The following is an 18684-nucleotide window of genomic DNA, read 5'->3' as shown; positions in this document are numbered from 1 at the left end:
TGGGGATGCGCCGCGACCTCCGCGCGGAATGTTCCGGAACATGTGCCGGAATCATGCGATCCACGGCATGAGGCCGTATCAACCTCCGCGCGGGGGTCGCCCCATGGCCGCATCGAGGCGACTGTGGACGGTATGGCCATGCCGCCGGTACCACCCCAGCCGCCCGGACCGCCGGGCGGCACACCGCCTCCGGGCGGTGGCTTCGGACCACCTCCCGACGACTTCGGGCGCAACGGCTCGAACCCCTACGGCGGAATGCCGCCGACCCAGCCGATGGGTGCGGTCGGCGATCCCGGCCCGAGGGGCCCGAGAAAACGCCGGAGCCCGCTGTTCGCCCTGCTCGCCGTGGTCGCGGCGGCCGTGGCCGTCGTCCTCGTCGTGGTGTTCATGGCCTCCGGGAACGACGACTCGCCCGACAGGAGCACGACTCCGTCGACCAGTACGAGCGGTTCTCCCGAGCCGTCGTTCAGCCTGCCCACGCGGTTGCCCAGCGAGTTGCCGAGCGAGCTCCCGTCGCAGTTCCCGAGTGATCTCCCCAGCGACCTCCCCAGCGGTTTGCCGAGCGATCTGGAGTCGTTGCTGCCGTCCGTGTTCGGGTGACTCAGAGGCGGTGCGGCAGACGGACGTACGTCACCGTCGTCTCCACCCCGCTGCCGACCAGCCGGCCGTCCGCGTCGAACGCCCCGGCTCCGTCCGTCATCCCGAAGGGAGTGAGAAACGCAGCAGCCGAGTGGTCAGGTAGCCGGCACCTGTGAGGTTGAGCCCCTTGGGGACGCCGTGAGCGCGTTGTAGTCGTACGGCGCCTCGTCACGCCCCTAACGGGGTCGCCCGCGACGCGGATCTTCACGATCACCGGGTCGAGCCCGGGACGGGGAACGTGCGACGCTTTGCGCCGGCCACCTTGTTGCGCCCCGCCGGAGGGGGCGCCCATGGCCGGATCCGCCGCGACCAGGGCGGCGACCAGGGCGGGCGGCACACCGGCCGCGGCGGCGCGGCCTGCGGGGCGCGGGGACATGGGCCCCTCGGGACCAAGTTCGGTCACAGCGGCCAGATTTGGGGTCCGCTCGGTACGCCGTGCGACGGACGGATGAACGCAGGGCCGGCCGAACTACCGTTGCGGTTCGGCCGAGGCGAGCTCCGCCGAGGCCAGAGCCGTCGCCGGATCCAGGGCCGCCGGCCCCGCGAGTGTCCAGCGTTCCCGCTCCATCCGGTACGGCCACCACCGCCCGTCCCGGCCCAGACGCACCTGGGCCGGTGCGCCGACGAGCGTCCACCGGTTGCCGTCCGCCGTGAGCGACGGGCGTTCGTCCTCGTCCCAGGCCGAGTCCAGAGCGGCACGCGCGCGGGCGAGTGCGCTGCCCGTGGGCGCCCATTCCTCCTCCAGCACGGACAGCGCGTCAGCACCCCCGAGCCCCCACGCGCGCGTGGCCTCCGCCAGTGACTCCAGGTCGCGGCCCGACCCATGGGCGAGCCGTTCCGTCAGCGCCCGGTCGGGTGCGGCGACGGCAAGGCGTACCGCGTCCTGGGCGAGCGTCAACTCGGGGACGAAAGCGGAGTGTCCGGGCGGGGGACGGAGAGCTTCCGCGAGCAGCCGATGGGCCTCTACGGCGGTCCGGGCGGCCAGATGGCGGACGGCGACCGGGTCGAGTCCCGGGACCGGCGGGGCTTCGGTGGCCGGCGAGGGCGGCAGGCCGGGCTCCTCGGGCAGCTCCGCAGGTTCGGGCAGCGGCGGCAGGATGTCGCCGGCCGCGTACGCCTCGGCGGCGTCCACCCCCGCAGGTTCCGGAGCTTCCTCCGCGGGGGCGGCGCCGCGGGCCTGAAGGTCCTCCAGGAGGGTGGCTTCGGCGCGACCGCGCATCAGCAGCAGCACGAAGGGATCCTGGTCCAGCAGCCGGGCCACCTGGTAGCAGAGGGCCGCCGTGTGCCCGCAGTGGTCCCACGCGCCGCAGTCGCACTCGGGTTCCAGGTCGCCCAGCCCCGGCAGGAGTTCGATGCCCGCGGAGGCCGCGTCCTCCACCAGGTGCGGTGGCATCTCGCGGTCCAGCAGTGCCGCCACGTGCGCGGCCCTTTCGACGGCCATGTCGAGGATCTGGTCCCACTGTTCGTCCGACAGCTCGGCGAGCAGGACGTCGGCGCGGTGCGCGGTGCGGTCCCGGTCCTGGACGACGGCGGTGATGCGTCCGGGGCGTACCGACACCGCGCCCACCGCGCCCCCGCGCGCGAGCCTGCGGCCCGTCTTCACCTGCCCCGAGTCCAGGGCGGCGTCCTCCAGCGCCCGCAGCCACGCCAGGCCCCACCACGTCTGCGCGAACCCCCGCCCCTGGGCCGGCGGCAGCGCCGCGAACGTGCGCTCGATGTCACCCTCGTGTCCGGTCATCGCGTCCCTCCTCGCAGTTCCACCAGATCGGCCAGCTCCGCGTCCGTCAGCTCGGTCAGGGCCGCGTCACCGGAGCCGAGCACCGCGTCGGCCAACTCGCGCTTGCGGCGCAGCATGTCGGCAATGCGGTCCTCGACCGTCCCCTCGGCGATCAGCCGGTGCACCTGCACGGGACGCGTCTGGCCGATGCGGTACGCGCGGTCGGTGGCCTGCGCCTCGACGGCCGGGTTCCACCAGCGGTCGTAGTGCACGACATGCTCGGCCCGGGTGAGGTTCAGGCCGGTGCCCGCCGCCTTCAACGACAGCAGGAACACGGGCACTTCGCCGTCCTGGAACCGCCGCACCATCGCCTCGCGCCGGGGGACCGGCGTCCCGCCGTGCAGGAACTGCGACGGCAGGCCACGTGCCGCGAGATGCCGCTCGATCAGACGGGCCATGCGCACGTACTGCGTGAACACCAGGACGCTCGCCCCTTCGGCGACGATGGTGTCGAGGAGTTCGTCCAGCAGTTCCAGCTTGCCGGAACGCCCGGCGATCCTCGGCTGCTCCTCCTTGAGGAACTGCGCCGGGTGGTTGCAGATCTGCTTCAGCCCGGTCAGCAGTTTCACGATCAGCCCGCGCCGCGCCATGCTGTCCGCCCCGGAGATCTCCGCCAGGGTCTCGCGCACCACGGCCTCGTACAGACCGGTCTGTTCCGGGGTGAGCGACACGGCACGGTCGGTCTCGGTCTTCGGCGGCAACTCCGGGGCGATCCCCGGATCCGACTTGCGGCGCCGCAGCAGGAAGGGGCGCACCAGCCGGGCGAGACGCTCCGCGGCGGCCGGGTCCTGACCGCTCTCCACGGCCTGCGCGTACCGCGCGCGGAAGGTGCCGAGCCGGCCCAGCAGGCCCGGCGTCGTCCAGTCGAGGATCGCCCACAGCTCCGACAGGTTGTTCTCCACCGGGGTTCCGGTGAGCGCCACGCGTGCGCGTGCCCCGATCGAGCGCAGCTCCCGCGCGGTCGCCGAGTACGGGTTCTTCACGTGCTGCGCCTCGTCCGCCACGACCATCGCCCACCCGGCCTCGGCGAGCCGGGGCGCGTCCAGGCGCATGGTGCCGTACGTGGTGAGCACGAACTCCCCGTCTGCCAGGGCGTCGAGCTCGCGCCGGGGACCGTGGAAGCGGCGCACGGGCGTACCCGGTGCGAACTTCTCGATCTCGCGCTGCCAGTTGCCCATCAGGGACGTCGGGCACACCACGAGGGTGGGACCCGCGGTCGCCGGGTCGGTCTGCCGGTGCAGGTGCAGCGCGATCAGGGTGATCGTCTTGCCGAGTCCCATGTCGTCGGCCAGACAGCAGCCGAGGCCCGCGGACGTCATCCGGGCCAGCCAGTTCAGCCCTCGGCGCTGATAGTCCCGAAGGGGTGCGGTGAGCGCGGCCGGTTGGGGGACGGGATCCTGGGCCTCCGGGTCGGCAAGCCGGTCCCGCAGGGCCGCCAGCCACCCCGTGGGCCGCACCTCGACCCGGTGGCCGTCGACCTCCGCCGAGCCCGTCAGAGCGGCGCTGAGGGCGTCGACGGGCGTCACCTTGTGGTCCTGCCGGGCGCGGGCCCGGCGCACCTCCCGCGGGTCGACCAGCACCCACTGGTCACGCAGCCGCACCACGGGCCGGCTGGCCTCGGCGAGCCGGTCCAGCTCCTCGCGTGTGAGCCGCTGGTCGCCCAGCGCGAACGACCAGTCGAACGCGAGCAGGGCGTCGGCGGACAGGAACGACGGGGTGTCCGACGCGGCCCGGTCGTGGTGGTCGTCGGGCGGACCGACCGTCGCGCGCGTGGTGAGCCCTCTGGCCATGCCCTTCGGCCAGTGCACCTCGACGCCCAGGTCGAAGAGATTTCGCGCGCCCGCTCCGAGCAGGTCGGTGATCTCCTCGTCGGCGAGTTCGACCGCCTCCGGGACGGCCGCCGAGAGCAGCGGGGCGAGCGGGGGCCATGCGCGTGCCGCCCTGCGGAGGGCGAGCAGGCAGTCCATCCGCGCGTGCGGACCGAAGGCCGTGGCACCGCCCCACACGTCGGCGGCGTCCGCCACGATCGTCGGATCGCTCACGCTGTGCACCTGGAGAACGGCCTGGAAGGCGGGTGCCTCCCCGTCGGCCGGACCGCGGACCTCGATCCGCAACGAGACCCGTACGCCCGCGTCATGGCCGGCGGCGACGTCCGCCGCCCACGCACGGTGTTCGGGCACGTGCTGAGGCTCCTGGGCGGCGTAGGCGGGTCCGCCCGTCACGAGGGGCGCGGCGGGGGAGCGCGGCAGCGCGTCGGCGACCGCGTCCAGGAAGGCACGCAGCAGCTCTTCCGGGTCGGGCAGCCGGAGCGGCTCGTCGGTGCTCAGCGGTACGGCGTGCGCCTCGGGCGGCATCGCCGCGGCGAGCCGGCGGATCCGCTCGACGTCCGCGGCGCCCAGGGGACCCACGCGCCAGGCGTCGTGGTCGGTGGGCGACAGCCCGGGCAGCAGCAGCCCACGGGCCACGCACTGCAGGGCCAGCACGGTCGCGGCACCCCAGAACGCGGTCGCCCGATGCCCCCGCGTGGAGGCACGCGCACGCGTGAGGACCGGCAGGGCGGCCCTGACCGGCAGCATCATCGCCGGCAGGCTTGCCGACTCCACACCGCCCTCGCCGGGCCGTACCAGCGTCAGGTCCTCGACCGTTCCCGCCGCGACAGCGGGAGGAGGAGCGCCGTCGGGCAGCCAAAAGGCCACATTGCCCGTGCGGGCCGGGTCGCCGGGTATGAACACGGCGCAGCACGAGGCCAGTTCGGAGATCTCGGACGGTGATGCCGCGGGAAACCTCAGGACAGAGATCGCGGGACTCCTCAAATTTGACTACGTCGTCGGGGTGGTCGAGGGTACATCACCTCTCGGGCACACGGCGGGTGCGGTAGGTCACCTTCGCTTGGGGGTGTCATCAACCCCCCGGCGCGCACGGTGCTGACCCCCGTACGGACAAGGGGGGCTGCCGCATGGTCGGGACAGGTCATCTGTTCGTACGTTTCCTCAGGTCAGCACGTTTTCCTGAGAGAGCCGGAGTCCGGACATGCCCCAGAGCACCGCAACCCTCGTGCCCCATCCGCGCGGTACGTCCGGCTCCCTGCCCGGCGGAAGCGACTTCGCGCCCCTCCTGCGTGCCGTGAAGGGCCAGGGCCTCCTGGACCGCCGCCAGGACTGGTACGGCCGGGCCATCGCCTTCAACACGCTCACCCTCGCCGGCCTCGTCACCGCTGTCGCCCTGTCCGGTGACTCCTGGCGGACGCTCCTGCTGGCCCCGCTCCTCGCCGTGTTCTCCGCCCGCACCGCCTTCATGGGCCACGACGCGGGCCACGCGCAGATCACCGGTGACAAGGCGATTGGCCGCCTCATCGGCCTCGTCCACGGCAACCTGCTGCTCGGGATGAGCTACTCCTGGTGGAACCACAAACACAACCGCCACCACGCCAACCCCAACCACATCGACAAGGATCCGGACGTCGCCGCCGACGTCCTCGTCTTCACCGGCGAACAGGCGAAGGGGCGTACCGGCTTCAGGCGCCGGCTCACCCGCCACCAGGCCTGGCTGTTCTTCCCGCTCACCCTCCTCGAAGGCCTCGCCCTGAAGATCCAGGGGTTCAAGGACCTGCGCCGACAGGCACCGGGGGAGCGTGTCGTCGAGGGCGCTCTGCTGGTGGGCCACGCCGCCGCCTATGCGACGCTGCTGCTGACCGCCATGTCTCCCGGCAAGGCGTTGGCCTTCGCGGCGATCCACCAGGCACTGTTCGGCCTGCACCTCGGGCTGTCATTCGCCCCCAACCACAAGGGCATGGAGATGCCGGACCCGGACGGCGAGTCCTGGGGGCACCTGCGCCGTCAGGTGCTCACCTCCCGCAACATCCGCGGCGGCACGGTCACCGACTGGTTCCTCGGCGGGCTCAACTACCAGATCGAGCACCACCTCTTCCCCAGCATGCCCCGACCCCATCTGCGGCTCGCACAGCCGCTGGTGCGCGCCCACTGCCGGGATCTGGGTATCCCGTACACGGAGACCGGACTCGTCGACTCCTACCGACAGGCCCTGAGCCACATGCACGAGGTGGGCGAGCCGCTGCGTGCGGACCACTAGGAGGGGCGGACCGTCGAGAGGGCGACCGCCATGAGGCGTCAGGAGGCGCGCGTCCGGGGTGTCTCAGGGCGAGGTCTCAGGGATGTCTCAGGGTCGCGAATCGGAACTGCGGGAGGCGTGGACCCGTTTTGCTGGACAGAGAGCGGCAACCGCCGCGAAGGAGGCGACGCACATGTCGAAGAACGCGAAGATCGCCGCAGGGGGAGTGGCGGTCGGGCTGCTCCTGCTGATCTGGCTGCCCTGGTGGGCCGCATTCCTGATCGTCCTGGGAGTCCCGGCCGCCGCGTACCTCACCCTGGACCCCTCACAGCGGCGCAGGCTGCGCCGCGTCACCCGCAAGGAACTCGGCCGCTGACGCACCCGCACCGGCCGGGAGCACGGCAGGCCCGGGCGGTGCGGCGCGGCGGCTCAGCTGGGACGTACGGCCATCTTGTCGAGCGCCTCCAGCAGCCCCGGCAGCTCGGGGCCCCGGCCCACCGGCAGGACCTCCCCGGGCTCGTCGTCGAGGAGCACGAACGCGATGTCGTCGGTCCTGGCCACCAGCGACCAGCCGGGACCGTCGGCGCGCAGCGTCCGCGCGTCGCCGGGCGCGAAGGACGACCGGACCCGTCCGAGGGGCGGCGGCGAGTTCACGTAGGCGCGGGCCTCCGCGAGGACGCGCCGGACGCCGCTGTGGCCCTTGGGGGCCTCCTGCGTGCCTGCTCCCGCAGCGCCGTCTCCCGCGGCCGTGCGTCTCGCAGCGCCGTCTCCCGCAGCCGTGCCCGGTGCGGCCCCGTTTCCTTCAGCAGCGCTGTCCGCGCCTGTCCTGCTCAGCGCGGCCTCGTCGCCCGGGGCCTGGCGCCCCGAGGTGTCACGGGCCGAGGCGTCGCCGTCGCTGCTCAGGCCGTCCCTGGTCGAGCCGTTCGTCGTCACGCCCTCCGCGGTCCCGCCGACAGCGTCCTCGTCGCCCACCGCGGACCCGACGTTCGGGTTGCGGAAGACCGTGTCGTCGATCTGCTCGCGCCATATCGCCCACCGCAGCGCGATCTCGTCGGCCCCGAGACGCCGCTGGGCGGATCCCCACGTCGATGTGTCCGGCGGCGTCAGAACCGGACCGTCGGCGGTTTCGGGATCGGGGTCGTGCGGTGCCGGCACACCGGGCGCGGCGACGGCGACCGCGAGCGGCCAGCCCGGCAGGGCGGCCACGATCGTGCGCTCGTCCGGCGACAGGTCGTACTCCATGCCGCAGTCCCAGGACGCGATGGCGACGGCGACCAGCGAGACGTCGTCGACGACGACGGTCCACCGGGCGCCGCTGCCGTCCTGCCCGATCACCAGGCCGTACCCGTCGGCCCGCGGCGCCAGCCCGAGCGCCGCACAGGCCTCCGGATAGTCGTCGCCCAGCACGCTCGGGAACTTCGCCGGCGTCAGCAGCACCGCCGTCAGCACATAGAGCGCGTCGTCCGCGGCGGCGACGGCGTCCTCGTCCGTCCCGGCCATCCCAGCCTCCCCATCCGTTCGTCCAACGGCGCGCACCCTAGTGTGCGGAGAAGGCGCTTGTCACGACTCGCAAGTACACCCGGAGCTGCAGTTTTCCGGCTGGACAGGGGCGAATCGACCCTCTCTTGCCCGCCCCCTTCGCCGGCCCGCCCCCTTCGCCGGCCTGCCGCCGACCGGTCAGGCCGCCGGCAGTCCGAGGAGCGCGCGTGCCACCGTACGCGGAGACTCGTCGCGCTCCCGCGCGAGGGCGATGACGGCGCGACACGCCAGCTCGTTGACCCCGAACGACAGCGCCTCGGGCGAGACCCAGGCCGAGGCCTCGTCGATCCGGTCCTGGTCGTCCTCCGCGCAGGCCGAGACGTACGCGGCAGCGGCCTCGAACAGGTTGTGCGTACGGGATTCCCGGCCGGTGGGCGTCTCGGTACGCAACGCATTGACGAACCTGGTGCTGGACTTGCGGATCTTTCCCCACATGTCGATCACCTTCCCCCTGTGTGACGGCGGTCCTGACCAACGTTCATCTTCTGCTACCCAACGTAGAGTTGGAGCCCTGGCCGCAGAAGGGGGCCGTCGCGTCGTGAGCGGTCATCACCCGCTCCGGTGGCGACCGCCGGCGGCAGGTCGACGGCTACGCGGAGGCGGCGTCGAGCGACGTGATCGTCTCCCGCAGCCAACCGAGCTCCGCCCGGGACGTGGCGCGGGCGATGGTCAGCACACCGCGCCGGAAGGGGTCGTCCAACTCCTCCGCGCTCAGCGGCCGGTCGCCCTCGTAGAAGAAGCTCGCGGGCTCCTCCAGGAAGGCGAGCCGGCGCCGCAGTACGGCCGCCTGCGCGTCGGGGTCGTCCAGGTGCCGGAGGAAGGCGAGCACCGTGAACCAGCGGTTCTCGTCGGTGATGTCCCGCGCGGCTGGTTCGGCGAGCCGTCGGCGCAACTCCCGGCGGCCTTCGTCCGTGAGCGTCAGGACATGGCGAGGTGCGGCCACGGCACCCGGTTCCGTCGCACGCGCCAGCAGCTCCGCCTTCTCCAGCCGCTTGATCGCCGGATACAGCGTGCTCTCGGCCACGGGACGCACGTGACCCGCCAGCGCCGTGAGGCGCTTGCGCAGCTCGTAGCCGTGCAGCGGGGTGTCGTAGAGGAATCCGAGGATGGCGAGCTCCAGCATGCACGCATTCTGCCGCATCGACGCTGTACATCCCTGCTGCTGTACATCGCTCCCGCAATACATCGTCTCCGATGTATTGTTCTGGACGACTCACCCAGGGAGGGCACATGAGGCAGGCCGAGTTCGACGGCAAGGGAAGCTGCGTCCGCTGGACCGAGACGCCCGGCGAGGAGCCGGCACGCGTGTACGTGCACGGCCTGGGATCGATCTCGACCGTCTATCACGCGCACATCGCGGCCCGGCCCGAACTCACGGGTCGGCGCAGCCTGTTCGTCGACCTGCCCGGACACGGGGTCAGTGACCGCCCCGATCACTTCGGATACACGCTGGAGGACCACGCGGACGCCCTGGCGGTCGCGCTGGACGCCGCGTGCGTGACCGGCGCCGAGCTGATCGCGCACAGCATGGGCGGCTCCGTCGCGCTCGTGCTCGCCCATCGACGGCCCGAGCTCGTCTCCCGGCTGGTCCTCACGGAGGCCAACCTCGACGCCTCACCTCCCGCCACGGCGGGCAGCACCTGGATCGCCGCCCACGACGAGGACGACTTCGTCGCGGGCGCCCACACGCGCGTGCTCGAGAAGGCCGGCCCGCTGTGGGCGGCCACCATGCGGCTGGCCGACCCCCGCGCCCTGCACCGCAGCGCGGCCGGGCTCCGGCGCGGATCGGCCCCCATGATGCGCGCGATCCTCGAAGCCCTGCCGGTCGACCGCGTGTATCTCCAGGGCGAGCTCAGCGGCGAACTGGACGGGCGAGAGGCGCTGGAGGCGGCAGGCGTGCGCGTGGTGACCGTCCCCGGCGCCGGGCACAACGTCATGTTCGACAACCCGGACGCCTTCGTGGCGGCGGTCGCCGGGACGCAGTGAGCGCGGTCAGCCCTCGCGGACGGCCAGAGCCAGGAAGCGGGCGTCCTCGTCGGCGTACGACGTCATACGCCAGCCCGAACCGGCCAGCAGGGGGCGGAGATTGGTCTCCGCGCGCAGATCCGCCGGGGTGATCTGCCGTCCCTGGCGTGCGGCCAGTGCCGCCCTGCCGATCGGGTGGAACAGGGCGAGGACGCCGCCGGGCCGCACCACCCGGGCCAACTCGCTCAGATTCCCGGCCGGGTCGAGCAGATGGGAGATCAGGCCCGCTCCGAACACGGCGTCGAGCGACCGGGAGCGGAGCGGCAGCGCGGCCACGTCGGCGAGCAGCAGCCGCCCGTACCGGTCCCGCCCGGCCCGTACGGCGGCCTCCAGCATGGCCGGGGTCAGATCGGCCCCCACGACCACTCCGGAGGCCCCCACGGCCGCCCGTAGGGGCGGCAGGGCCCGCCCGGTGCCGCAGCCCGCGTCGAGCACCCGGTCACCCTCGCGCAAGCCGAGTTCGGCGACCGCGGCGGCGTAGGCCGGACCGTCGTCCGGGAACCGGCTGTCCCAGTCGGCGGCGCGAGCCGAGAAGAACTCCTGAACGTGTGTGTGGTCGTCGCTCATGTTCCGCATGATCCCTCACCGACACGGATGAGGGCTCGTGTGCACACGTTCGAGCGTGACGCGATCGTTCAGCTGCACATCTGCGCCATATTGTGACACCTTTCGAAATGCGCCCTCTTTGTGCGCCCCTGCCCCGACTAGCGTCCCTTGGCCATGGGACACCTGGACCACGCAGCCCTGGGCTGGCTGACGCCCACACTGTCGTACGTCATGGCCTGCATCGGCGCCGCGCTCGGCCTGCGCTGCACCATGCGCGCGCTCGGAGCCACCGGACGTTCACGCCGCAACTGGCTCATCACCGCGGCCTCGGCCATCGGAACCGGCATCTGGACCATGCACTTCGTGGCCATGCTCGGTTTCAGTGTCAGCGGTACCGACATCCGCTACGACGTACCGCTGACCATCGCGAGCCTCCTGGTCGCGATGGTCGTCGTCTCCGCCGGGGTCTTCGCCGTCGGCTACAGCCGTGACCGGGTCCGCGCGCTCTTCCTGGGCGGACTCACCACCGGCCTGGGCGTGGCGAGCATGCACTACCTGGGCATGGCCGCGGTACGGCTGCACGGCGGCGTCCACTACGACCCGGTGCTCGTCGGACTCTCCGTCCTCATCGCCGTCGTGGCGGCGACGGCGGCCCTGTGGGCGGCGCTCAACATCAAGTCGCCCGTCGCCGTCACCATCGCCTCCCTGATCATGGGCGCCGCGGTCAGCAGCATGCACTACACCGGGATGTTCGCGGTGAGCGTGCGGGTCTCGCCCTCCGGCGACGTCCTGCCCGGCGCCACGGCGATGCAGTTCATCTTCCCGCTCGCCGTCGGACTCGGCTCCTACCTGTTCCTGACCTCGGCCTTCGTCGCACTGTCGCCCACGACAGGAGAGCGCGAGGCATCGGCCTCGGCCCAGCGCACGATCGAGAGCGTCCCCTCCTAGCGGCGGATCCGGGCCGGACGCCCGACGACACGCCCCCGAACCACTCCCGAGCGAGGAGGCCATGCGTACATCGCGTAGGACCCCCACAGCCGGCGCCGAGACGCCGGACCAGACACCCGCGCGCGGGCGTCGCGCGCACGCCGGACCACCGGCCGACGAAAGTCCTGACGACCCCGTGGGCCCCCCGTCCGAGGACATACCCGCGCGCGCGGGACACTGGCGGATACGCCCCCGCACCGTCCGCGCCAAGATCGTCTGCCTGCTCATGGTGCCCGTCGTGTCGCTGCTCGCCCTGTGGGCGTACGCCACCGTCAGCACCGCCCAGGACGTGTCCCGGCTGCGGCAGTTGCAGCGCGTGGACGACGCCGTCCGCTCTCCCGTCGCCGACGCCGTGACCGCGCTCCAGGCGGAACGTGCCGCGGCCGTCCGCTACGCGACCGACCCGTCCGCCGCGCAGAGCGACGAACTCCGCGGGCTCGCCGGACGCACCGACCGGGCCGTGGCACGACTGCGGCTCGGCGACGACAACACCGTCGCCGACAGCGAGGAACTGCCCGCCGGGGTCGCCCAGCGGCTCGAAGCGTTCGTGACCGGCGCCGAGCAACTGCGCTCCCTGCGCGCCGCCGTGCTCGACCGCAGCGCCGGATGGGACGAGACGTACGGCCGCTACACCAGGACGATCGCCGGCGCCTTCGCGGTGGGCGGTGCCCTCACCGGCATCCAGGACGCCGAACTCGGCTCCGACGCGCGCGTGCTGCTGGAATTCTCCCGTGCGGGCGAGTCGCTGGCCCAGGAGGACGTCGTACTGTCCAGCGCGCGCCTGGCGGGCGTCCTGGCCGGTGAGCGGCTGCGGCTGTTCACCGGGGCCGTCGACACCCGCCGCGCCCTCACCGAGGGCGCCGTGGCCGATCTGCGCGGCTCCGACCGTGCCGCCTGGCGGAAAGTCGCCGGCAGCGGCGCCTACGCCACCGTGACCGCAGCAGAGGACCGGACACTCGCCGCCGCCCCCGGCGCCCGCGCCGTCGAATCGACACCGGAGGCCACCTGGCAGGCGGCACACACGCGCGTGCAGACAGGCATGCGGGCCGTCGAGAAGGCGGCGGGCAGCGGGGTCGCCCACCGGGCCGACCCGTTCACCCGGGGCCTGCTCACCCCGGCCGGGGCCGCGGTCCTGCTCGGCCTGATCGCCGTCGCCGCCTCGCTCGTCATCTCCGTACGCATCGGACGCGGCCTGGTCGTCGAGCTCGTGAGCCTGCGCAACAGCGCCCTCGAGATCGCCCGCCGCAAACTCCCCGAAGCCATGGGGAGGCTGCGTGCCGGCGACGAGATCGACATCCGCTCCGAGGCCCCGCCAGGACCGCCCGCGGAGGACGAGGCAGGCCAGGTCGCCGAGGCCCTGGCCACCGTGCACCGGGCCGCGCTGCGGGCCGCCGTGGAGCGTGCCGAACTCGCCAGCGGCATCTCCGGGGTCTTCGTGAACCTCGCCCGCCGCAGCCAGGTCCTCGTCCACCGCCAGCTGAGCCTCCTCGACAGCATGGAACGCCGCTCCGACGACCCGAACGAACTGAGCGACCTCTTCCGGCTCGACCACCTCACCACCCGCATGCGCCGCCACGCCGAGAGCCTGATCATCCTCTCCGGAGCGGCACCCGGCCGCGCCTGGCGCATGCCGGTGTCGCTGACCAACGTCGTCCGTGCGGCCGTCTCCGAGGTCGAGGACTACGCGCGCGTCGAGGTACGCCAGCTGCCCGACGCGTCCGTGGTCGGCGCGGCGGTCGCCGACCTCACCCACCTGCTGGCCGAGATCATCGAGAACGCCGCCCAGTTCTCACCGCCGCACACACGCGTGCGTGTCACCGGCGAACCGGTGGGCAACGGTTACGCCGTCGAGGTCGAGGACCGCGGCCTGGGCATGGGCAAGGAGACCCTCGCGGAGGCCAACCGCCGCATCGAGCAGTCCGAGGCACTCGACCTGTTCGACAGCGACCGGCTCGGCCTGTTCGTGGTCAGCAGGCTCGCCGCCCGGCACGGCATCAAGGTGCACCTGCGCACGTCGCCCTACGGCGGCACCACCGCCGTGGTCCTGCTGCCCACGGCACTGCTGCACATCAAGGCGGCGGAACGTTCCCCCGCGAAGACCGCGGACCGGGAACGGCTCATGGAACGCGAGTACGCGCGCGTGTCCGCCGCCGAACGGGACCAGGACTCCGTCCCCGCCCCGGCCGAGCGGCCCGCCCTGGTGGCTCCCCTGACCGCCGCGGCCGACCGGGGAACGGCCGACACCCCGCCCTCCGGAGTCACCGCCTTGCGCCTGCACCGGCCGCCCGAAGGGCCAGAGGAGTCCGAAGACCTGCCCCGACGGGTACGGCAGGCGAGCCTCGCGCCCCAGCTGCGCGGACAACGCTCGGAGGAACCGGCCCCGGCAGCCGCCCCCAGGGGCGACGACGGCCGTACCCCCGAAGTCGTACGGGACCGGATGGCGGCCTACCGAGACGGCTGGGCGCGCGGCGGCGGCAGGCAGCCGGGCCGCGGTGCCACCCCAGATTCCCCAGCGGGCAGAGACAGCAGCGAAGGAGACCGAGGATGACCCAGGACCCGAGCATGAGGGCCGACATGGGGGTCCCCCCGCTCGAACGAAACCGGGAGTGGGGGCGGTCCGGCGAACTCGACTGGCTGCTGGACGACTTGGTGCTGCGCGTGAGCGAGGTGCGGCATGCCGTGGTGCTCTCCAACGACGGCCTCGCCGTGGGCGCCTCGACGGACCTGCGCCGTGAGGACGCGGAACACCTCGCCGCGGTCTCCTCCGGCTTCCACAGCCTGGCCAAGGGCGCGGGCCGGCACTTCGGAGCCGGGGGAGTGCGCCAGACCATGGTCGAGATGGACGACGGGTTCCTGTTCGTGGCCGCCGCGGGAGACGGCTCCTGTCTCGCCGTCCTCACCGCCGTCACCGCGGACATAGGCCTGGTCGCCTACGAGATGGCACGGCTGGTCAAGAGGGTCGGCGAGCACCTCTACACGCCGCCGCGCGTGGGCGCGCGCCCGCCCGCCGCGGGATGAGAGCGAAGGGCGGTCGGCTCGGATGACCGAGGACATGGCGGGCGTCCCGTACGAACAGGGCAGCCAGTGGTACGACGGCGAGGCCGGGCCCCTCGTGCGCCCCTACGCGATGACCGGCGGACGCACCAGACCCGGCCCCACCGGAGTGCGTTTCGACCTGATCGCCCTCGTCACCCTGGACGTGGGCGCGCCCGGAGTCGCCGACGACACGGCGCTCGGACCGGAACACCGGTCCCTGATCGACCTGTGCCGCACGGAGACGCAGTCGGTGGCGGAACTCTCCGCGGGCGCCGACCTGCCCGTGGGCGTGGTCAGGGTGCTCCTGGGCGACCTCCTGGAACTCGGCTGTGTCACCGTCAGCCGCCCGGTACCGCCCGCGCAGCTGCCCGACGAACGGATTCTGCGCGAGGTGATCGAAGGGCTCCGGGCGCTGTAGATGAACGTTCAGAACCAGGCAATAAGCGGTCGAACGCCCCGAAGGGGAGCCCCAGTTGTCATGCTGCTGATTTCACGACCCTCCGCCGACGTCGCCGCCCGTTGCCGGCCCTCCCGAGAGAAGTGATCGATGGTCTCCGAGAACTCCGACGCCCAGGGCGGCGAGCCGACCGCCCTCGCGCTGAAGATACTGGTCGCCGGCGGGTTCGGCGTGGGCAAGACCACCCTGGTGGGCGCGGTCAGCGAGATCAGGCCGCTGCGCACGGAGGAACTGCTCAGCGAGGCGGGCCAGTTGGTGGACGACACCGACGGTGTGGACCAGAAGGTCACCACCACTGTCGCCATGGACTTCGGGCGCATCACCATCCGCTCCGGCCTGTCCCTCTACCTCTTCGGCACCCCGGGCCAGGACCGCTTCTGGTTCCTGTGGGACGAGTTGTCGCAAGGGGCCCTGGGCGCCGTCGTCCTCGCCGACACCCGGCGCCTGGAGGACTGCTTCCCGGCCGTGGACTACTTCGAGCACCGGCACATCCCGTTCGTGGTGGCCGTCAACTGCTTCGCCGGCGCCCGGACCTACGGTGCCCACGACGTCTCGCGCGCCCTCGACCTCGACCAGGGAACCCCCGTGGTGCTGTGCGACGCGCGGGACCGCGACTCGGGCAAGGAGGTGCTGATCCGGCTGGTGGAGTACGCCGGGCGGATGCACACCGCCCGGCTGCTCGACTCGGTGGGCTGACCGCGGGCGAGGGGCGGGCCCTCCGGCCCCTCGCTCCGCGACGGCCTCAATCCGCGAGGTCCTTCTCCGCCAGCACCTTGTCGATCTTCACGCGGACGAGGAGTTCCCCGGGAACGCCGTTGCGGGCACCGAATTCCTCGGCCCGCTCCTCGCCCATGTACCGCGCCCCGATCCGGCCGGCCCAGTGCCGGACCTCGTCGAGGTCCTCCGACAGCCGGGCCTGGCCCTGCAACACCACATAGGCGAAGGGCGGCCGGGCGTCGTCCACGCACAGGGCGACACGGCCGTCCCGCGCCAGGTTGCGCCCCTTCACGGTCGTCTTGCCGGTGTTGAACACCAGGTCGTCGCCGTCGAGTACGAACCAGACAGGCGCCACATGCGGGCTCCCGTCGGCCCGGACGGTCGACAACTTGCCGGTGCGGGTGCCGTGCGAGACGAACTCCCGCCATTGCTCATCGGTCATCTTCTGTGCCATGTCCCCATTCTCCTTGCCCCGTTGACGGTCGTGGGGAAGGCTTGCGGGAGATCCTCCGGGCAGGGGGGAGACGTCACACGGGGAGACGGGACACATGCCGGAGAAGCAGGGACTCGGCTGGCTGCTGGACGATCTGACCGAGCGAGTCGACCACGTCCGCCACGCGCTGGTGCTGTCCAACGACGGGCTGGTGACGGGCGCCAGCACGGGACTGCGTCGAGAGGACGCGGAACACCTCGCGGCCGTCTCGTCCGGACTGCACAGCCTCGCCAAGGGCTCGGGGCGCCACTTCGGCGCGGGCAGGGTACGGCAGACGATGATCGAGTTCGACGACGCGGTGCTGTTCGTCACCGCGGCGGGCACCGGCAGCTGTCTGTGCGTGCTCAGCGGCTCCGACGCCGACATCGGCCAGATCGCCTACGAGATGACGCTGCTCGTCAACCGGGTCGGCGAGCACCTGGACGTGGACGCCCGCCAGCCCGAGCGGAGCCCGGCGCCAGAGCTCTGACCTGCGCATTCATCGGCCCCCGCGGAGTTATCCACAGGCTCGCCACGCATCTCGCCCCAGCGGCTACGGTTTCTGTCACGGCGAGCGCACACAGCGTGAGCGACGACTCCACGGGGGAAGCGACCATGTCGAGCAGTACGATCACCCAACTCCGGCGCCATGACTACACGCCCAGCCGCGCCGCACGCGAACTGGGCCTCAAGCGAGGCGAGTTCGACCTCGCCGTGCATCTCGGCCAGATCCGGACGGTGCCCGACGAAGGGGGCGGAGGGCGGCGCGTCACGCGTGCCGAGATCGACCGGGTGCGGTCCGCGGGCGGCTTTCCCGACTCACTGCGCCAACGTGTACGGCTCGTGAGCACCACCGAGGGCGCGGAGGTCATGGACATCCCCGTCGGCAGGTTCACCCGCCTGGCGCGCCTAGGCCTGTTCTCGCCGGTGCGCTTCTATCTGAACCGGTACCGGGCCGTCGTGTGGCTGTATCTGGCCGACGAACTCGAGGAGTTCACGACGGTCGAGGAGAACACCCCGCTGTTGACCGTACGGCGCATGCCCGAGGGACTGCGCGACATGCTGGACGAAGGTGTCGACCTGCGGGCCCGCAACTGGCGCGGCCGCCACCGCGGATTCCTGCTGCGCCTCGCCGAGGACCCCTGGGAGAGCGCCGGCGCCCTCGCCGCCTTCCTCGACCCCGTCCAGATCGCGGAACTGGTCCCGGACCCCTACGAGCGGTCCCACCTGGGCCGTTTCCGGCCCGGGCCGCCCGCGCACGGAGCGCCGGGCTCGCCCGCCGCGCACCTCATCGAGAAGATCATGACGGCGGACGACCCGGCCGAGATCGCATGGCTGAGGACCGAACTGGCCCGCGCCCTTGAGGACGCGCGACGGTTCCGTCCAGCGCCACGCCCCGCCGCCCGGCAGACACCTTCCGCCCCACCGCCCGAGGAGCCGGCACCCCGGGAACCGTCCCGCGGCCTGCTGGGCCGGCTCCGGCGCAGAAGCGCCTGAGCTACAGCGGCCGGAACAGCCCCTCCTGGACGACCGACACCAGCAGACGTCCCTCCAGGTCGTAGATCCGGCCACGGGCGAGCCCGCGTCCGCCGGTCGCGATCGGTGACTCCTGGTCGTACAGGAACCACTCGTCGGTGCGGAAGGGCCGGTGGAACCACATGGCGTGATCCAGGGAGGCGATGTCGAAGCTCCGCGGGCCCCACAGGGGCTGGACCGGCAGGCGGACGGCGTCCAGGAGGGTCATGTCGCTCGCGTAGGTCAGCGCGCAGGTGTGCACGACCGGGTCGTCCCCGAGCGGCCCGACCGCGCGCATCCACACCGCGCTGCGCGGCTCGGCGTCCTTGACCTCCTCGGCGGTCCAGCGCAACCGGTCCACGTAGCGGATGTCGAAGGGCTGGCGGCGTGCCATCCGCTCCAACTGCTCGGGCAGTTCGCCCAGATGCTCCCGGATCTCGTCGCCGACCCTCGGCAGCGACTCCGGGTCCGGGACCTTCCGGGCGGGCGGCAACTGGTGCTCGAAGGGTCCTTCCTCAGGCTTGTGAAAGGAGGCGGTGAGATTGAAGATCGTGCGGCCCTGCTGCACGGCGGTGACCCGGCGCGTGGTGAACGACCGCCCGTCGCGCACCCGCTCGACCTGGTACACGATGGGTACGCCCGGCCGGCCCGGGCGCAAGAAGTACGCGTGCAGCGAGTGCACCGGGCGCTCACCGTCCGTGGTGCGGGCGGCGGCGACCAGCGCCTGGCCCGCCACCTGGCCGCCGAAGACCCGCTGGAGGGACTCGTGCGGGCTTCGGCCACGGAAGATGTTGACCTCGATCTGCTCCAGGTCGAGCAGGTCGACGAGCCTCTCGGCCGGGTTCGTCATGGGTGGAGTTCTCCTTGGCTCACAACTGGCCTGTGAATCACAACTGGCCTGTGGCT

19 protein-coding genes are annotated in these 18684 nt (G+C 72.3%); 11 read left to right on the top strand and 8 right to left on the bottom strand.

Annotated elements, in window-relative coordinates:
• The first annotated feature begins 138 nt into the window (after positions 1-138).
• Positions 139-600 (top strand): hypothetical protein, encoded by a 462-nt coding sequence (locus tag ACFYZ8_RS18170; RefSeq protein WP_388530053.1) that lies wholly within the window; start codon positions 139-141, stop codon positions 598-600.
• 508 nt (positions 601-1108) lie between these two features.
• Here ACFYZ8_RS18170 and ACFYZ8_RS18165 read toward each other — a convergent pair.
• On the bottom strand, positions 1109-2377 hold the full coding sequence (locus tag ACFYZ8_RS18165; protein ID WP_388530056.1) for an SWF or SNF family helicase: 1269 nt from the start codon (positions 2375-2377) through the stop codon (positions 1109-1111).
• Complete coding sequence (locus ACFYZ8_RS18160) at positions 2374-4995, bottom strand: DEAD/DEAH box helicase (protein WP_388532059.1); 2622 nt, start codon at positions 4993-4995, stop codon at positions 2374-2376. Before ACFYZ8_RS18160 ends, ACFYZ8_RS18165 begins: the two co-directional genes overlap by 4 nt.
• A 451-nt stretch (positions 4996-5446) precedes the next feature.
• Here ACFYZ8_RS18160 and ACFYZ8_RS18155 point away from each other — a divergent pair, with 451 nt between their 5' ends.
• Together ACFYZ8_RS18155 and ACFYZ8_RS18150 are read left to right on the top strand one after the other, a co-directional pair.
• Positions 5447-6505, top strand: a complete 1059-nt coding sequence (locus tag ACFYZ8_RS18155; protein ID WP_388530059.1) for a fatty acid desaturase family protein — start codon at positions 5447-5449, stop codon at positions 6503-6505.
• A gap of 172 nt (positions 6506-6677) precedes the next feature.
• Positions 6678-6860: a hypothetical protein gene (locus ACFYZ8_RS18150; protein WP_359036394.1), complete on the top strand. Its 183-nt coding sequence runs from the start codon at positions 6678-6680 to the stop codon at positions 6858-6860.
• A 53-nt stretch (positions 6861-6913) separates the two neighbouring features.
• On the opposite strand, the gene ACFYZ8_RS18145 is transcribed toward ACFYZ8_RS18150, so the two are convergent.
• From ACFYZ8_RS18145 to ACFYZ8_RS18135, 3 genes are all read right to left on the bottom strand, one after another.
• On the bottom strand, positions 6914-7984 hold the full coding sequence (locus ACFYZ8_RS18145) for a hypothetical protein (RefSeq protein WP_388530062.1): 1071 nt from the start codon (positions 7982-7984) through the stop codon (positions 6914-6916).
• A gap of 177 nt (positions 7985-8161) precedes the next feature.
• Positions 8162-8458 (bottom strand): hypothetical protein, encoded by a 297-nt coding sequence (locus ACFYZ8_RS18140; RefSeq protein ID WP_359036390.1) that lies wholly within the window; start codon positions 8456-8458, stop codon positions 8162-8164.
• A gap of 154 nt (positions 8459-8612) precedes the next feature.
• On the bottom strand, positions 8613-9146 hold the full coding sequence (locus ACFYZ8_RS18135) for a PadR family transcriptional regulator (protein ID WP_359036388.1): 534 nt from the start codon (positions 9144-9146) through the stop codon (positions 8613-8615).
• A gap of 107 nt (positions 9147-9253) precedes the next feature.
• On the opposite strand from ACFYZ8_RS18135, the gene ACFYZ8_RS18130 reads away from it, so the two are divergent.
• Positions 9254-10009 (top strand): alpha/beta fold hydrolase, encoded by a 756-nt coding sequence (locus ACFYZ8_RS18130; RefSeq protein ID WP_388530066.1) that lies wholly within the window; start codon positions 9254-9256, stop codon positions 10007-10009.
• Positions 10010-10015: 6 nt separating this feature from the next.
• Here ACFYZ8_RS18130 and ACFYZ8_RS18125 read toward each other — a convergent pair whose 3' ends face one another.
• Entirely contained in the window at positions 10016-10615 is a 600-nt protein-coding gene (locus ACFYZ8_RS18125) for a class I SAM-dependent methyltransferase (RefSeq protein WP_388530069.1), read from the bottom strand.
• Positions 10616-10768: 153 nt separating this feature from the next.
• Here ACFYZ8_RS18125 and ACFYZ8_RS18120 point away from each other — a divergent pair, with 153 nt between their 5' ends.
• The 5 genes from ACFYZ8_RS18120 (at position 10769) to ACFYZ8_RS18100 (ending at position 15770) form a co-directional block, all read left to right on the top strand.
• On the top strand, positions 10769-11542 hold the full coding sequence (locus ACFYZ8_RS18120; RefSeq protein ID WP_359036383.1) for an MHYT domain-containing protein: 774 nt from the start codon (positions 10769-10771) through the stop codon (positions 11540-11542).
• A 61-nt stretch (positions 11543-11603) separates the two neighbouring features.
• Positions 11604-14129: a nitrate- and nitrite sensing domain-containing protein gene (locus ACFYZ8_RS18115; RefSeq protein WP_388530072.1), complete on the top strand. Its 2526-nt coding sequence runs from the start codon at positions 11604-11606 to the stop codon at positions 14127-14129.
• Positions 14126-14599 carry a roadblock/LC7 domain-containing protein gene (locus tag ACFYZ8_RS18110; protein ID WP_388530075.1) on the top strand — a complete coding sequence of 158 codons (474 nt, stop codon included), beginning with the start codon at positions 14126-14128 and terminating at the stop codon, positions 14597-14599. The genes ACFYZ8_RS18115 and ACFYZ8_RS18110 overlap by 4 nt, the downstream gene beginning before the upstream one ends.
• 22 nt (positions 14600-14621) lie before the next feature.
• Positions 14622-15035 carry a DUF742 domain-containing protein gene (locus tag ACFYZ8_RS18105; protein ID WP_388530078.1) on the top strand — a complete coding sequence of 138 codons (414 nt, stop codon included), beginning with the start codon at positions 14622-14624 and terminating at the stop codon, positions 15033-15035.
• A gap of 129 nt (positions 15036-15164) precedes the next feature.
• Positions 15165-15770: an ATP/GTP-binding protein gene (locus ACFYZ8_RS18100; protein WP_355749842.1), complete on the top strand. Its 606-nt coding sequence runs from the start codon at positions 15165-15167 to the stop codon at positions 15768-15770.
• Positions 15771-15816: 46 nt separating this feature from the next.
• Here ACFYZ8_RS18100 and ACFYZ8_RS18095 read toward each other — a convergent pair whose 3' ends face one another.
• Positions 15817-16245: a PPOX class F420-dependent oxidoreductase gene (locus ACFYZ8_RS18095; protein WP_388530081.1), complete on the bottom strand. Its 429-nt coding sequence runs from the start codon at positions 16243-16245 to the stop codon at positions 15817-15819.
• Between the two features lie 94 nt (positions 16246-16339).
• Between ACFYZ8_RS18095 and ACFYZ8_RS18090 the strand changes: the two genes are divergently transcribed.
• Complete coding sequence (locus ACFYZ8_RS18090) at positions 16340-16753, top strand: roadblock/LC7 domain-containing protein (RefSeq protein WP_359036376.1); 414 nt, start codon at positions 16340-16342, stop codon at positions 16751-16753.
• A gap of 125 nt (positions 16754-16878) precedes the next feature.
• Positions 16879-17760: a DUF6397 family protein gene (locus tag ACFYZ8_RS18085; RefSeq protein ID WP_388530084.1), complete on the top strand. Its 882-nt coding sequence runs from the start codon at positions 16879-16881 to the stop codon at positions 17758-17760.
• Position 17761: 1 nt separating this feature from the next.
• Here ACFYZ8_RS18085 and ACFYZ8_RS18080 read toward each other — a convergent pair whose 3' ends face one another.
• Positions 17762-18628 (bottom strand): acyl-CoA thioesterase II, encoded by an 867-nt coding sequence (locus tag ACFYZ8_RS18080; RefSeq protein WP_359036372.1) that lies wholly within the window; start codon positions 18626-18628, stop codon positions 17762-17764.
• Positions 18629-18684 lie beyond the last annotated feature (56 nt).

The organism is Streptomyces sp. NPDC001668, from assembly GCF_042893155.1.
In the GTDB taxonomy this organism is placed as follows: Bacteria; Actinomycetota; Actinomycetes; order Streptomycetales; family Streptomycetaceae; genus Streptomyces.
The sequence above is the reverse complement of the archived record's forward strand: the minus strand, read 5'-3'. Positions and strand labels throughout refer to the sequence as shown.